Source organism: Streptomyces sp. NPDC005761 (assembly GCF_040630635.1).
Taxonomy (GTDB): domain Bacteria; phylum Actinomycetota; class Actinomycetes; order Streptomycetales; family Streptomycetaceae; genus Streptomyces.
Genome location: NZ_JBEXXX010000025.1, coordinates 24,062 through 39,875, shown reverse-complemented (window position 1 = coordinate 39,875; position 15,814 = coordinate 24,062). Strand labels below are relative to the sequence as shown.

7 protein-coding genes are annotated in these 15,814 nt (G+C 69.8%); 5 read left to right on the top strand and 2 right to left on the bottom strand.

Annotated elements, in window-relative coordinates:
• Positions 1-30: 30 nt before the first annotated feature.
• The 5 genes from ABZ434_RS22400 (at position 31) to ABZ434_RS22380 (ending at position 13,190) form a co-directional block, all read left to right on the top strand.
• Complete coding sequence (locus ABZ434_RS22400) at positions 31-10,302, top strand: amino acid adenylation domain-containing protein (RefSeq protein ID WP_359139554.1); 10,272 nt, start codon at positions 31-33, stop codon at positions 10,300-10,302.
• A 96-nt stretch (positions 10,303-10,398) separates the two neighbouring features.
• The gene (locus ABZ434_RS22395; RefSeq protein WP_359139551.1) at positions 10,399-10,626 is read left to right on the top strand and encodes an MbtH family protein; all 228 of its coding nucleotides are present in this window, start codon (positions 10,399-10,401) and stop codon (positions 10,624-10,626) included.
• Positions 10,623-11,576, top strand: a complete 954-nt coding sequence (locus tag ABZ434_RS22390) for an ABC transporter ATP-binding protein (RefSeq protein WP_359139548.1) — start codon at positions 10,623-10,625, stop codon at positions 11,574-11,576. Before ABZ434_RS22395 ends, ABZ434_RS22390 begins: the two co-directional genes overlap by 4 nt.
• A complete protein-coding gene (locus tag ABZ434_RS22385) occupies positions 11,573-12,379 on the top strand; it encodes an ABC transporter permease (protein WP_359139545.1) in 807 nt (268 codons plus the stop codon). Before ABZ434_RS22390 ends, ABZ434_RS22385 begins: the two co-directional genes overlap by 4 nt.
• Positions 12,380-12,389: 10 nt before the next feature.
• Complete coding sequence (locus ABZ434_RS22380) at positions 12,390-13,190, top strand: ABC transporter permease (protein ID WP_359139542.1); 801 nt, start codon at positions 12,390-12,392, stop codon at positions 13,188-13,190.
• Between the two features lie 1,074 nt (positions 13,191-14,264).
• Here ABZ434_RS22380 and ABZ434_RS22375 read toward each other — a convergent pair.
• Both ABZ434_RS22375 and ABZ434_RS22370 read right to left on the bottom strand, forming a co-directional pair.
• Positions 14,265-14,675 (bottom strand): transposase family protein, encoded by a 411-nt coding sequence (locus ABZ434_RS22375; RefSeq protein ID WP_359139539.1) that lies wholly within the window; start codon positions 14,673-14,675, stop codon positions 14,265-14,267.
• A gap of 497 nt (positions 14,676-15,172) precedes the next feature.
• Positions 15,173-15,637, bottom strand: coding sequence for a calmodulin-binding protein (locus ABZ434_RS22370; protein WP_359139536.1), 465 nt, complete (start codon positions 15,635-15,637; stop codon positions 15,173-15,175).
• Between the last annotated feature and the right edge of the window lie 177 nt (positions 15,638-15,814).

Sequence of the window (15,814 nt, the reverse complement as noted above, 5' to 3'; positions counted from 1 at the left end):
TCGCCGGTCACACGAACCTCGGGAGACTCTGTGAGCGACCGTACGACCGCGCCCGCACGGCTGTCTTCGGGGCAGGAACGCCTGCTGTGGCTCCACGAGCTGGACCCTGGACACGGCGGATACCACCTGCCGCTGATCCTCCGCTTCGCCCGGGGAATCGGCACGCAGGTCCTCTCCGGCGCCCTGGACCAGCTGGCGGCCAGGCACGCGGTGCTGAGTTCCCGTTGTGTGCGAGACGAGGCGGGCAACACCTTCCAGGTGCCCGAGCCGGACTTCCGCGTGCCGCTCGTGCGGACCCGGGAGTCCGCCCCCGGGGAGTGGCAGGAGATCGCCGGCCGCGTCCTCACGGAGCCCTTCGCGCTGTTCGCAGCCCCGCCTGTGCGGGCGCTGATCGTCGACTGCGCCGACGGCTCCTCCGTCGTCATGCTGGCCATGCACCATCTGGCGTGCGACGGAAGGTCTCTGTGGATCCTGACCGAGGACCTCGTCGCCCTCTGCCGGACAGCACGGCGCGGCGAATCCCTGCAGCTTCCGCCGGTCACCCGGACGTACGCCGACTTCGCCGACGCGGAGCGGGCCGAGCTGGGCGAGACGGTGCTGGAGCAGCGGCTCGCCCACTGGCGTCAGGAACTCGCCGGCATGCAGGCAGCCTCGCTGCCCGGTGATCTTCCGGCCCCGCGGCCCGGCACCACGGCACACGAGATCCCGTTCAGTCTGTCCGCCGCGCACACTCAGGCGCTGGAGCGGCTGGCCGGCCAGCATCGCTCCCCGCTCACCGCTGTGGTCGGTGCCGCCTTCCAGGCATGGCTCGCCCGGCACACCGGCCAGTGCGACATCACGGTCGGCCTGGCACTGGACGCCCGGCGCGGGCGGCACGACGACGGCGTTGTCGGATTCTTCGTCAAGAACCTCCTGCTGCGTGGCGTCCTGGAGCCCGGTACGTCCTTCGTGGACCTGATGAAACAGCTCACGGGGAGGCTACGGACCTCCCGCAAGCAGCACCTGCCGTATGAGCGGATCCTCGCCGAGGCGGGTGCGGCCACCGGCCGCGGCACCGAGCCCGTCAACGCCTTCCTGATCCATCACGGCGTACGGCCCGCCGTCACCGCCCTCACCGATGACACCGGACACGACGTCACCCGGCTGTGGCTGCCCAACGAGGCCGCGCGCTTCGATATCGAGCTGAACAGCAGCGTCGTCGATGGGCAGTTGTCCGGGGACCTTCGCTTCCGATCCGGTCTCTTCAGTCGGCACTTCCTCGATGGCGCGGTGGCGCGCTTCGTCCGTCTCCTGGAGAAGGCCGCCACCGAACCGGACACACCCCTCAACCTTGTCGCACTGCTGTCCCCGAGCGAACTGGGGAATGCCGCCGCCATCGGCCGGAGCGGGCGAGCCCCGGCAGAGCCTCCACCGCTGGTCCCGGAGCTGCTCCGGCAGCAGATCCGCAGGACACCCGACCGGACCGCGCTGGTCCACGGCGACACCCGACTTTCCTACGCTGAGCTCGGCCGACGCGCGGGGCGCCTGGCGCGGCTGCTCACGAACCGCGGTATCGGCCCCGAACAACGCGTAGCGCTCCTGGTGCCGCGCTCGGACACTCAGGTCGTCGGGCTCCTCGCGGTGCTGACAGCCGGTGGTGTCTGCGTCCCGCTCGACCCGGACCAGCCGCCGGCGCGCACGCACGGCATGCTTCGGGACGCGAACGTGACGCTGCTGCTCGACACGGCGGAGACCGCGGCACACCTCGGAGACCTCGTAGACCTTCCCCGGTCGGCCCGCCTCACCCTGGACGACCCCGCTGTCGCGGGCGCCTGGCAGGAGGAGTCCGGCGGTGGCAGCTCGCAGGAGCCGGGCCCCACCGCGGTGCGCCCCGAGAACGCCGCGTACGTCATCCACACCTCGGGCTCGACCGGACGCCCCAAGGGCGTCGTGGTGGAACACCGCCAGCTGGCACACCTCCATGCGCAGATGGTGCGGGAGGTCTTCATCCCCGGCACGCGTCGCCTCGGGCACGACCGGCTGCGCGTCGCCCTGACCGCGGCGCTCACCTTCGACGCGTCCTGGCAGGGGCTGCTGGCACTGGTGCACGGACACGAACTGCACCTCGTCCCCGACCACGTACGGCGGGACGCCGAGTCCCACGTCCGCTACCTGCGCGAACACGCGGTGGACCTGGTGGACGCGACACCGACGCACACCGGGCAGCTTGTCGAGGCCGGTCTCCTGGACCGGCCCGGCTGCCCCGGCATGGTGCTGGTGGGCGGGGAACCGGTGAGCCAGGCGCTCTGGGACCGGCTCCGACAGGCCAGTGGGGTGGAGGTCCGCAACTGCTACGGGCCGACCGAGTTCACCGTCAACGCCACGACGTGTCTGATCGGCGACGTTCCCGCACCCAGGATCGGCCGCCCGCTCGACGGTCTCGGCGTCCTCGTGCTCGATCAGGCCCTTCGCCCGGTCCCGCCCGGCGCGCGAGGCGAGATCTACCTGCACGGCCCGCAGATCGCACGGGGCTACAGCGGGCAGCCGGGGCTCACCTCGTCCCGCTTCGTAGCGGACCCCCACGGGCGGCCGGGAAGCCGCATGTACCGGACCGGCGACGTCGGCCGCTGGGACGCGGACGGGCAATTGGTCTTCGACGGGCGCGCCGATGACCAGCTCAAGGTGAGGGGCTTTCGCGTCGAGCCCGGCGAGATCGAATCGGTACTGGCCTCGCATGCCTCGGTGCGGCAGGCCGCCGTAGTGGCACGCGAGGACACCGACGGCATCACCCGGCTCCGCGCCTACGTGGTGCCCTGCGACGGCGCCACGACCCGGGGCGGAGAGCTGCGCGCACATCTGACCGCGCGGCTGCCGCGCCCGATGGTGCCCGACAGCATCGTGCTCATCGACGCGCTGCCCCTCACCGCGAGCGGCAAAGTGGACGCACGGGCACTCCCCGACCCCACACCCATGGTGTACGACGACCGGCCGGACACGACGGACGCTCCGCGCTCGCCGCGCGAGGACATCCTGTGCCGTCTGTTCGCACAGACGCTCAACGTCGAGAGTGTCACCCGCGACGACGACTACTTCGTGCTCGGCGGGCACTCGCTGCTGGTGACGCGCCTGCTCGCGCGCATTCGTTCCGTGTTCGGATCCGACCTCCGGATCCGTGACGTCTTCGACCACCCCACCCCAGCCGCTCTGGCCCCCCTGCTCACACGGACGGATTCCAGGCCCCCGCTGGCTGCGCGGACGCATCAAGGCGACGTACCGCTGTCGGCGGCGCAGCAGCGGCTGTGGTTCATCGCGCGCGCCGAAGGCGCCACGGACACCTACAACATCCCCCTGGCCCTGCGGATCTCCGGCCCGCTCGACGCCGAAGTCCTGCAGCTCGCCCTGCTGGACGTGGTGGCACGGCATGAGCCTCTGCGCACCGTCTTCCCCGAGCGGGACGGCGTGCCGCGCCAGCGCGTCCTGCCCCACCACCCCGGGCCCCTGCTCGTTCGCGCCGACACCTCCGAGCACGGTCTGCCGGCAGCCCTGGACGACGCGCTGCGCCATGCCTTCGAGCTGACCCGGGAGCCGCCCTTGCGATGCGTGCTCTTCCACATCGCACCCGAGCAGAACGTACTGCTGCTCCTGCTGCATCACATCGCCGGTGACGCCAGGTCGAGCGAGCTGCTGCGACAGGACCTCGTTGTGGCCTACGAGGCCAGACTGCGCGGAGCGACGCCGCAGTACCCGCCGCTGCCGGTGAGCTACGCCGACTACGCGGTGTGGCACCGCGAGGCCTTGGGGGAGGAGGACGATCCGGCGAGCCTGGTGAGCCGTCAGACACGCTACTGGCGCGAGACGCTCGCCGACCTGCCGCCGGAGCTCGACCTCCGGGCCGACCGCCCGCGCCCGGCCGTCCCCGAACCCCGGGCGCACGTACGTGACTTCGTCCTGGACCAGGAGACCCACCGAGCCCTTTCCGCGCTTGCCCGCGAGGAGAACGTCAGCCTCACCATGGCCCTCCAGGCCGCCGTGGCGATGCTGCTCCACCGAATCGGCGGCGGCAGCGACATACCTCTCGGCGGAGTCGTCTCCACTCGTGCGGACGAGCAGGTCGGCGACATGGTCGGTTTCTTCGTCAACACCCAGGTGCTGCGCTTCGACCTCTCCCGCGGACCGGACTTCCGGACGCTGCTGCGCCGGGTCCGCGAAACCGTACTTGCCGCGTACGACCACCACGAACTGCCCTTCGAGCGCGTCGTGGAGATTGTCAACCCGCCCCGCTCGGTGTCGCGTCACCCGCTCTTCCAGGTGATGGCCGTCGTGCAGGAACGCGGCGGCGAGGGCAGTTTCACCATGGCAGGCACCACCTGCCGCCCCGAGCCGACCACCCTTGCTGCGGCGAAGTTCGACCTGTGCCTCACCTTCGCGGAGCGGACCGGGCAAGACGGTGGCCTCGCCGGAATCGGTGTGCGCATCGAGGCCCGAGCGGATATGTACGAACCCTCCACCGTCGAACGGCTGTCCGGCTGGCTGAGACGGCTGACGGCTGCCGCCTGCGTCGGGCCAGACACGGCTGTCGCACGGCTGGACATGCTCGCCGAACGCGAGACCGGACACCTCACCCGCGCCGGAACCGGCACGGCCGCCCCCGTGCCGGAGGTGACCGTGCCGGAGCTGTTCCGTATCCGGGTGGCGAGTCATCCGGACTCCACGGCGGTGACGTGGGAGACGGGGCGGCTCAGTTACGCGGACCTGGACGCCTGGGCCGACCGGATCGCCGGAGAACTGCGTGCGCGCGGTCTGAGACGTGAGGACCGGGTGGCGTTGCTGCTCGACCGTGGCGCCGCCGCCGTCGCTGCCCCGCTCGCGGTGCTGAAGGCCTCCGGGTGCTACGTTCCGCTCCACGCCCGCGACCCGGAGCAGCGGCTGCGGCAGGTGCTCACCGAGTCCGGTGCCCGGCTGCTGATCACAGACAGCGGGCACGCGGAGCGGGCGGCAGCTCTGGGCGTGCCCACCCTCGTGCTCACCGGGACCGGAACACCCGGCCCGGCGACGGGCGGAGCGGGTCCCGTCGTGCAGCCGGACCTGCTCCCCGACCATCTCGCCTACGTGATCTACACATCCGGCTCCACCGGAGTGCCGAAGGGAGTGGCGGTCACCCACCGGTGCGTCGTCGAACTCGTCGAGGACGGGAGCTGGCACGGGGGCGGGCACGAGCGGGTCCTGATGCATTCACCCCTTGCCTTCGACGCCTCCACCTACGAGCTGTGGGTGCCCCTGCTCAACGGCGGGGAAGTGGTCGTGGCCCCCGCCGGCGATCTCGACCTGGACACCCTCGGACGGGTGGTGCGCGAGTGCCGGGTCACGGGGCTCTGGCTGACTTCCGGGCTCTTCCAGGTCGTGGCGGACGTGGCCCCCGAGACGCTGCGCGGGCTGCGGGAGGTCTGGGCGGGAGGTGACGTCGTGCCACCCGCCTCAGCGGCGCGCGTCGCCGTGCACTGCCCGGAAATCTCGATCGTCAACGGATACGGCCCGACCGAGACGACTACCTTCGCGGCGTCGTACCGGCTGGAGCGCGCCACGGTCCCGGAGCGTGCCCTGCCGATCGGCACGCCGTTCGACAACACACGTCTCCACGTGCTCAACGAGGCGTTGACCCCCGTACCACCCGGCGTTCCGGGCGAGCTCTACATAGCCGGTGCCGGTCTCGCCCGTGGCTACCTCGGACGTCCGGGCATGACGGGGGTGCGCTTCGTCGCCTGTCCGTTCGGGCCCCCCGGCAGCCGCATGTACCGCACGGGCGACCTCGTCCGCTGGGACGAGGGCGTGCTGGTGTTCCTGGGCCGCGGCGACCAGCAGGTCAAGCTGCGTGGTTTCCGTATCGAGCCGGGAGAGGTGGAAGCCGCGCTCACCCGTCATCCCGCCGTGCGGCAGGCCACTGTTGTCGTCCGGCAGGACGAGGGCGGCGACGGCCGACTGACCGGATACGTGACCACCGGCCACCGCGCGCCGGACCCCGCGGAACTGCGTGAGTTCCTTCGGGGGCACCTACCGCCCTACATGATCCCCTCCGACATCGTGCCGATCGCCGAACTGCCTCTCACCGCCAGCGGAAAGATCGACCGACGGGCGCTCCCCGTCCCAGGGGGACCGAGTGCCTCGGCCGAGCCCGGGAGACCGGGCGACTCCGCGACGGAGGCGATGTGCGCGATCTTCGCCGAAGTGCTCGGCAACGGCGCGCCGTTCTCGGCCCGGCAGGACTTCTTCGCAGCCGGCGGCAGCTCCTTGTCCGTCATCCGGCTGATCAGCCGCGCCCGGAGCGTGCTCGCCGCCGAACTGACCGTGCGTGACGTCTTCGAGGAGCCGACTCCGGCCGGACTCGCGGCCCGGCTGTCCGCGGCCGGGGACAGCGCGCATCACCGGCCCGCCCTGCGTCCCGGGACGGCCACGGGGGAACCGGTGCTGGCCCCCGCGCAGCACGGTCTGTGGTTCCTGCAGCAGCTCTCCGGGTACCGCGCGGCATACAACGTCCCCTGCGTTCTCCGGTTGACCGGCCCGCTCGATGTGGTGGCGCTCCGCCGTGCCCTGCACGATCTCGCCGGGCGCCACGACGCGTTGCGTACCCGCTCTCCGGAGCGGGACGGCAGCCCGTTTCCGCAGGTGGTCTCTCCGGGCGAGCTGCCCGAGCTGTTGGCGGTGGAGTCTGTCACCCCCGAGGAGCTGGCCGGTCGGCTGAGGGCGGAGGGCGACCGCGAGTTCGATCTGGCGAAGGAGTTGCCGATACGAGCCCTGCTCTGCACGACCGGACATGGAGAGCACGTGCTCTCCCTGGTGTTCCACCACATCGCGGTGGACGGCTGGTCGCTCGGACCGCTGCGGCGCGACCTGGGCGACGCATACCGGAGCCGGGCCGCGGGCCATGCGCCGGACTGGGCTCCACTGCCGGTGCGTTACGCCGACTACGCCGTCTGGCAGCACCAGCTCCTGGGCGGCGCCGAACAGCCCTCCGACTTCGCACGGCGCCAACTGGACTTCTGGCGGAACACTCTGGCGGAGCTGCCCGAAGAGCTGCCGCTGCCCTACGACCACCCGCGTCCGGACGAAGCCCGGATCACCGCGGGGCGGGTCACCATCGACTGGGGGCCCGCAGTGCACCGGCGCCTCTCCGCCGTGGCCCAGGGGTCGGGTACCTCGATGCTGGTCGTCGCTCACGCGGCGGTCGCCGCACTGCTGGCCCGTATAGGTGCCGGACATGACATCCCGTTGGGCACGCCCGTCGCGGGGCGGACGGACGAGGCTCTCAACGACATGGTGGGCTACTTCGTCAACACGGTCGTACTGCGTCTCGACGTCTCGGGAGACCCGGACTTCCGCGAGCTCGTGCGTCGCGCGCGGGACACCGCGCTGTCCGCGTTCGCGCAGCAGGAACTACCGTTCGACCGCCTGGTCGGAAGCCTCGGCCCGCATCGGGTGTCCTGGCGGAACCCGCTGTTCCAGACGATGGTCACCTGCCTGGAGGCAGAATCCGGCACGCTGGACTTCGGCGAGGTATCGGCAACCGCGGGGGAGACCCGGCTGAGTACGGCCAAGTTCGACCTCGCCCTCGAATTCCGTGAGCGCCCTGACGGCCGGGGGCTGGACTGCCAACTGCTCTACTGCGCAGAGCTCTTCGAACCCGAGACAGCCCAGTGGCTGGCAGATGAGCTTCGTTCCCTGGTCGATCAGGTGAGCGAGCGACCGGACCTCCCGGTGACCGCGCCGGGACGTTCGAACGCCGCCCCCGCGAGGAGACAGGAGCCGACGCCTGACGCGGTACCGGCCCCCCTCGTCCTGGACGTGCTCCGGCAGCGGATCGCGGAGGTCCCCGACTCGCCGGCCCTGGTCGCCGAGGACGGAGAGCTCACATTCGGGGAGCTAGGGGTACGCCTCGGCCGCCTGGCCCACGCACTCCGAGCGAGGGGCATCGGACCGGAGCAACGCGTGGCGGTGCTGATGCCCCGGTCGGGCCGCCAGATCACGACCCTCCTCGCCGTGCTCGCGGCGGGCGGCGCGGCCGTACCGCTCGACGTCTCCCATCCGGTGCGACGCAGTGCGAGCATTCTCCGGGACGCCCGTGTCTCACTCGTTCTCGCCGACGGCGAGTCGGCCGCGCGGCTCTCGGCGGAGTCAGGGGTTCCCTGCCTGGACCTGGACTCCCCCCAGACACTCGCCGAACTGGCCGCCGCGCCTGCCCGGCTTCCCGGCCAGGAGCAGCCCCGACCGCCGATACGCGGGGAACACGCCGCATACGTGATTCACACCTCGGGGTCGACAGGCCGCCCCAAGGGCGTGCTGGTCGAACACCGCCAACTGGCCGGTCTGCTCGCCGAGATGTCCCAGCAGATCTTCCGGGCCGCGACGGAGGAACCGGGCCGCGAACAGTTGCGGGTGAGCCTCACCGCCTCCGTAGCCTTCGATGCTTCCTGGCAGGGAATCCTCGCGCTCGTCGCGGGACACGAGCTGCACGTCGTCCCGGAGACCACCCGGAGCGACCCCCAAAAATACACCCGGTATCTCCTGGACCGGCACATCGATGTCGTGGACGCTACGCCGACGTATCTCGCCCAACTGGTGGAGGCGGGGCTGCTCGACGAACCCGGGTGCGCCCCGGGCCTGCTGCTGATGGGCGGCGAGCGGGCCGACCGGAACCTGTGGACGCGGCTGCGCGCAGCCGCAGGGACTCGGACCTACAACGTCTACGGGCCCACCGAGTTCACGGTCAACGCCACGGCCTGCCTTCTGGACGGACGACCGACCCCGCGCATCGGCCGTCCGCTGGGCGGAAACACGGTGTACGTCCTGGACGATGCCCTTCGCCCCGTGCCGCCCATGGGGCGTGGCGAGATCTACCTGGCCGGGGCACAACTCTCCCGTGGCTACGTCGAACAACCGGCCAGGACGGCGGAGAGGTTCGTCGCTGATCCATACGGTCCGCCCGGCTCCCGTATGTACCGGACCGGCGATCTGGCCCACTGGGACGCTGCCGGGCAACTGGCCTTCGACGGACGAGCGGATGACCAGGTGAAGCTCAGAGGCTTCCGGGTGGAGCCGGGAGAGATCGAGGCCGCGCTTGCCCGGCATCCGGACGTGGGGCAGGCGGCGGTGATGCTGCGGGAGGACGAACCGGGCAAGGCACAGCTGGTCGCCTACCTCGTTCCGGAAGGCGAGGAGTGTGAGGCGCGTGCCCTTCGAGGCCACCTCGCCGAGCAACTCCCCGCTCACCTCATCCCGTCGGCCTTCGTCCGCGTCGACGCCCTTCCCATGACCACGGCCGGCAAACTCGACCGGCGCGCCCTGCCGGCTCCGCTGGCCGGGGACGCAGCGCACGGCTCCGGGGACGTCGCGCGGGGCCCGGAGGAGGAACTGCTCTGCCAGGAGTTCTCCGAGGTGCTCGGGATTCCCCATGTGGGGCCGGAGGACGATTTCTTCGAACTCGGCGGACACTCGCTGCTCGCGGTCCGGCTGGTCAGCCGGCTGCGCGGCTTGCTGGGGCTGGAGCCGACGGTCCAGGACGTGATGCGGGGGCGCTCGGTCGCAGGACTGCTCCGGGTGCTGCGGGGCGGCTCGGGCCGCAACCCCATGGCCGCAGTACTGCCGCTGCGCAAGGGGGCGGGCACACCCCTCTTCTGCGTCCATCCGGTGACCGGACTCAGCTGGTGCTACGCCGGCCTGGTGCGTCACCTTCCGGCACACGTTCCGGTTGTTGGCCTGCAGCCCCCGGGGTTGAGCGGCGCCGGGCGCCAGGCCGCAAGTGTGCGGGAACTCGCCTCGGAGTACGTGCGACTGGTGCGCGAGTACCAGCCGCAAGGGCCCTACCAGATCCTGGGGTGGTCCTTCGGGGGGAACGTCGCCCATGCCATGGCGGCCCAGCTTCAGAATGCCGGGGAAGAGGTGTCGCTGCTGGCGCTGCTCGACAGCTACCCCCTCAACGAGGTTGCTGCCCGCGGCGCCGGGCGGGAGCCGGATCCTGCGAGCGTGCTTCGCGAGCACCTCACGGCCGAGGTGCTGCGAGGACTGTCGCCGGAGCACCTCGGCCGGCTGGAGATGGTGACCGGCCACCACCTGCGCCTCGGGTCCCGCGATGTCCCGGGAGTCTTCCGCGGCGATGTACTCCTCGTGACAGCCGAGGAGCCAGGACGCCCCGCTTGGCTCGGCTCCGAGCTGTGGGAGCCCTATGTGGAAGGGAAGCTGGGCGTCGTGAGTGTCGACTACGCGCACGTCGAACTGATGAGTCCCGGCGCACAGGAACGGATCGCGGGGATTCTCACCCTCGGCCTCAGCTAGGGCCTTTCGTCTGGATCAGGCCGGACCCCGCGAGCCCGGCCTGATCCAAACGAGGCGCCCTAGGCCCGATCGGCCCCGACTGACAGGAGCAGGTGGATGTCCAACCCGTTCGACGACGCCGAAGGGCGTTTTCTGGTTCTCGTCAACGACGAGAACCAGCACTCTCTATGGCCGGCCCCGCTGGAGGTGCCCCGCGGCTGGCGGCAGGTCCACGGACCCGGCGAGCGCCGGGAATGCCTGGACGTGATCGAGGGGGCGTGGACCGATATGCGGCCTGCCTCCCTGGTCAGGGCCGAGGCCGAGGCGACCGGAGGCGAGCGATGACGGCTGCCATCGACATACGAGGGGTCACCCGCTCCTACGTGGTCAAGGGGAAGCCCGACTTCATGGCGCTCAAGGGCATTGACCTCACCATCCCCCGGGGCGAGGTGCACGCACTGCTGGGCCCGAACGGTGCCGGCAAGACCACCCTGTGCCGCATCCTCTCCACGGTCCTCCTCCCTTCCTCGGGCACGGTCACGGTGCTCGGCCACGAGGTGGTGAGGGACGCAGAGAAGGTGAAGCAGTGCCTGGGCGTGGTCTTCGGGGGTGACCGTGGACTCTACAACCGACTGAGCGCGCGGCAGAACCTGAACTTCTGGGCATCTCTCTACGGCCTGCGCCGCGGTGAACGGCGACGGCGGGTGGACGAACTGCTCGACCGGATGGGCCTGGCGCACCGCGCCGACGAACGGGTGCAGGGGTTCTCCCGCGGCATGAAGCAGCGACTCCACCTGGCCCGTGGCCTGGTTTCCGACCCGGGGGTGCTGATCCTCGACGAGCCCACGGTCGGCATGGATCCGGTGGCGGCCCGGGACTTTCGCGACCTTGTCCGGGAACTCCGGGCCGACGGCCGCACCATACTGATGACGACCCATGACATGGCCGAGGCCGCGGAGCTCAGCGACCAGGTGTCGTTCATCGACGGCGGCAGCCTGGCCCTGACGGAAAGCCCCACCACGGTCGGGAACATCGTCTCTACCCGGGAACGCGTCGACGCCCGAGGCGTGCCCCAGGAGGTGCGTGACCGCCTCACCGGTCTTGCGGGCGTGGCAGCCGTGTCGGAGACGGAGGCCGGTTTCCTTCGCATCGAGACCGAGCATTCCGACGCCACACGACAGGTGCTGATGACGATCGTGGCAGCGGGCGTGACCGACGTCTCCAGAAGCCGGCCCTCGCTGGAAGAGGTCTATCTGCATCTCATCGGCCGCCGCGGAATGGCTGTGGATGGATGACAGCCCTCGAGCGAGCCCCGCGACGGCGCCTGATGCCCGGCTTCGGCGCCGGATTCGAATTCCAGATCGTCGCCATGCGAGGTCAGGCGGACACGTACTTCTCACTCATCACAGCGCCGTTCTTCGCCCTGGTGTTCATGTCGATCATGGAGTACTCGGGGCGCACCGACCTCAACTCGCATGCCGTCATCGCCCCCATGCTCATCACCATGTGGACGGCCGCCCTGTCCTTCTCGGGGGAGATGATCAGCGAGGACCGGGAGAACGGGCGACTGGAGTCGCTGATCGCCGCACCCATGTCTTTCGCCATGCTGCTCTTCGGGCGGCTCTGCGCCTGCATGCTGCTCGCACTGCCTTCGTTCCTGATGTCCTGTCTCGCGGCGGGCTCGGTCTTCGGCTATTGGCTCTCCTTCGAGCAGCCTCTGCTCTTCGCCTCTGCCCTGGTCCTCACCGCGGCGGCGACGGCGGCGACGGCGACGGCACTGTCCGCGGTCTTCGTGATCGCTCCGGGTGCCCGGATCGTGCAGAACACCCTGTCCTTCCCGGTCTATCTGCTGGGCGGTGTGCTGGTGCCCGTTTCCCAGTACCCGGACTGGCTCGAGGGCCTGACGCGGATCGTGTATCTGTCCTGGGGTGCCGATCTGCTGAGAGCTGCGACGACACCGGGAGCGGAGCTGGAGAACACCATCTACTACCTGGTGATGCTCGGCCTCCTCGGGGCAATCGCCTTCGCACTCGGAAGGCTGTTCATCGGCTGCTTCCTGCAACGCGCACGCGCGCTCGGCGCCCTGGCCAAGGAATGAGGGGCAAGCGATGGGAACCCATGCCATGCGGGTCATGACGGCGGTACGCCAAGGCTTCATCGTTGCGCGCACCGACTTCGCGTGGTTCTACACGTGGAAGACGTGGCTGGGCGGCTGGCTCGTCCGAGTTCTCTGCCAGGTGGCGTTCTACAGCATCATCGGTGTGACGGTCGGAGACCCCGACTACGTGGTTCACGTGGTGCTCGGCGCCGCGCTGATGATCTGTGTCGCGGAGTCCCTGATGACCGTGGCGTCCACGACCTGGGACCTGAACCTGGGTACCTTCCCACTGCTGGCAGCCTCACCGGTCGTTCCCGGTGGCTACTACTTCGGCAGAAGCATGATGTGGCCCCTGTCCGCTACCGCTACCACCTCCATCGCGATTTTCACGATGTCGCTGTTCTTCGATCTCCACTGGACACCGGCCGACGTCCCGCTCGTCGTCGTGCTGGTGCTGCTGACGAGCTTCGCCACGTACTGCATGGCTCTGGTGATCGGTGCGGTGGCCTTGGTGGCGCCGGGGGCGCGCAATGTCATGAGCGCCGTCGTGACCATGGCCATCACAGCCTTCTGCGGTGCGGTCGTCCCGGTCGACTTCTGGCCGTCCGGCGTGGGCTGGGCAGCCCAGGCAGTGCCGGTGACGCATGGCCTCAACGCGATCCGGCACCTCGAGTCCGGAGCGGATCTCGGCGTGGTCGCACGATCAGCGGGCCTTGTCGCTCTCGTCGGCGTGGTCTGGCTCACCGTCGCGATGATCGCGTTCCGCGGGCTTTTCAACCACTCTCGAAGGGGAAGCGCCTCCCTCTCGTAGCACCCTGGCACGAACACTTCTGCAGGCCCGAGCGGTCGGCCGCCGTCACTCCTCGGTGTCGGACGGCCGGCCCAGCCGGCCAGGCTGACAGCCTGCCGCCACCACGACCTTCCCGCTGTTCTCGCCGCGTCCGAGGGGTGGGACTACGCGGGACGACTATGAGTGGGTCGGCCGGTCAAAGGCTCGGGCGCCGCGACGACGAGAGACGCTGACCTGCGGCGATGCCTATCGGTAGCGCAGTCTTCCGGGTCGTCGGGGCACCAACCTGCCTCCAGTGCGCTGACCGTCGCGCGCAATACCGCGCGATCGAGAGCGCTGCGTTCCAAGAGGCAGCATTGACCCGAACGGCTGAACTCCGCTCGCGCGGGGAGCACTCGGCGCACTTGCGACCGAACATGTGGGGCTCCGGCTCACCTCCGCTCGAGCGGAGGTGAACTGGTCCGCGAACTGAGCGCTGCCTAGGGCAAGTTGGTTGCAATCAACAGTCGTAGCTCTGGCGCAACTTCTGTGGAGTGCTCGCAGGCAGTCGCCGTGGACACCCATCGTTTCCCTAAACAGTCGGCTGGCACCACGCCGGTTTCCTGCCTCCGAGGGAGGGCTCACGAAGACGCCCTTCTCGTACGAGAGTTGTTCCACCGCCAACCGGGCCAGAGCTGGACCCCGAATCTCGCCACCAGTAACCCGGCGTCTACTCCGTCTTGTGCCTCGGCTGTATGCAGAGCGGCAGGCCGCCTCACCCGCCGTCCGACGGGGTGGGCCACGGCCCGGCCGAGCCCCTGCCCCAGATGGGAACGGTCAGCGACCTGCAGAGCGTCGGGGGCACCGCGTCGGGCACCCTGGGCGTAGGCGCCCGCCCGGTCCCGGCAGATGACCTCCGCGCCAGGTGGCGTCTCAGCCAGGCGGCCAACGGCCCGGCTTCCCGGGTTGGGAGCACGTCGACCACCCGGTGGTCTTCAACGCTGGTCAAGACGGTGGAGTAGCTCTGGCCGCGGCGGATCGCAAAGTCGTCCACGCCTGGCACCCGCGGCGTACTGAACCGCGGATCGGGCAGCGCCATGACCCTGCGCAGTAAGGTCATCCGTTCCGCGCCGAAGGCCAGCTGGGCCGCGAGTCGAGCGCCGGCCCGCCCTGCCAGGGCGAGCCCCACCCTGCCCAAGTGCGTGGTTGAGCCGCGTGGTGCATCGCGCGTGCGGGGACGGTCAGCCGGGAGAACGGCTCGGCGAAGGTCCGGCGCGGGCAGTCCGCGAACCCGCAGATGAAGCGTCGAACTGTCAGCTGGATCAAGAAGCCCTGGTCAGCGAGTGGAAGGTCCCTCAGTCTGCGCTGGTAACGGTCGTGGACTCGGCCCGAGAAGCGGTCGCAGTCCGGACACGCGGCGCCGCCCGCACGGCCTCCCGCCACCACCTCGACCGTGCCGAACGCGGCCGTAACCGCCTCGACCTCCACCTCGCTGATCCCCGCGAAAACCAGTGAGTCCAGAACCATGCGTCGGTCTGCAAGGCCAGCTCCATCACCGTCCACAGCCGACCACGGCGGGGAATGGAAGCAACCTGAGGGAGCGTCACTTCCAGCTGTCAGGTGCCCTGCCGCCGTCAACCTCCGGCACCCCCTTACGCGCCGCGCCGTGAGACCGCCCGAGCCGACCGGCCGCTGGGAGCATCCCGCCATGTCCTGCACTTGCGCCGAAGGCTTCACTGTCCAGCTGCACGACGGCGGCACCTGGTATCCGGTGGCCCTGGTCGAACAGCACACCGAGATCTCGTACTACTTCGACGCGCGGTGCACCAGGTGCCGCTCGAAGTACGGAGCGCCGTTCGCGCGAGGGTCAGACTCTCCCCGACTTCTTTACCTGTGGCTGCGAGCAGGAGGCTCTCGCGGGCGATCCTGCGTGATCCATTTCAGATACGAGCCGGAAACGGTCAAAGGCGGCCTCGCCCTCGGTGGGCAGGGCCGCCTTCGGCTGTTGTGAGGGACGGACCGCTCTACGAGGCGGGGAGCTCCCTGATCAGGCGCGAGGTCCAATCGCACCAGTACAGGCCAGGCAGGAAGGCCCCCCCGGCCTCGTCGAGGTGGTCCTCTACGTACGGGATGGTCGCGTCGCAGACCTCGATGGCCACGTCGAAGAACTCGGTCCGCTCGGGGTCGTTCTGGTAGCTCCAGCCCGGGTTGTGGTAGGCCTCACGCTTGAGGACCCGTGTGAGTACGTGAGGCTTCTCGGACGTCTTCCCGCTGAGCAAGTCCCGGGCGTGCTCGATGTCGTCCGCCTCCGTGAGCTTGAGGACGAATTCCTTCTGCGTGACATCGGTCATCACGAAGTACGCGGGGGCATCCGCTGCAACGCGGGAGGTCCCTTCGCTGAGGATTACGGCCTGTGAAGGCGGTGCGGCGGCGAAGGCCAGCGCGCAGGCAGCGGCGATGCTGCCGAGCTTAGCGAGCACGTGTCGCATGGGGGGTCTCTCCCTGTTCCGGAGCGCCGCGTGAACCACGGCGACTACTCCAAGTATTGAATCATATACAGAGAGTGAGGAGAGGTAGGTTTCTGCTCAAATGGAGTCGCGAGCGCGGCCCTCTGGGCGTCCAATCCAGCCCTGGGGGCGAAACGGTCGAGGGTGGCCCCGATGGCC

Excerpts from the sequence above, each read along its gene's own strand:
- ABZ434_RS22395 (WP_359139551.1), top strand. The coding sequence starts at position 10,399 with ATGTCCAACCCGTTCGACGACGCCGAAGGGCGTTTTCTGGTTCTCGTC.
- ABZ434_RS22390 (WP_359139548.1), top strand. The coding sequence starts at position 10,623 with ATGACGGCTGCCATCGACATACGAGGGGTCACCCGCTCCTACGTGGTC.
- ABZ434_RS22385 (WP_359139545.1), top strand. The coding sequence starts at position 11,573 with ATGACAGCCCTCGAGCGAGCCCCGCGACGGCGCCTGATGCCCGGCTTC.
- ABZ434_RS22380 (WP_359139542.1), top strand. The coding sequence starts at position 12,390 with ATGGGAACCCATGCCATGCGGGTCATGACGGCGGTACGCCAAGGCTTC.
- ABZ434_RS22375 (WP_359139539.1), bottom strand. The coding sequence starts at position 14,675 with ATGGTTCTGGACTCACTGGTTTTCGCGGGGATCAGCGAGGTGGAGGTC.
- ABZ434_RS22370 (WP_359139536.1), bottom strand. The coding sequence starts at position 15,637 with ATGCGACACGTGCTCGCTAAGCTCGGCAGCATCGCCGCTGCCTGCGCG.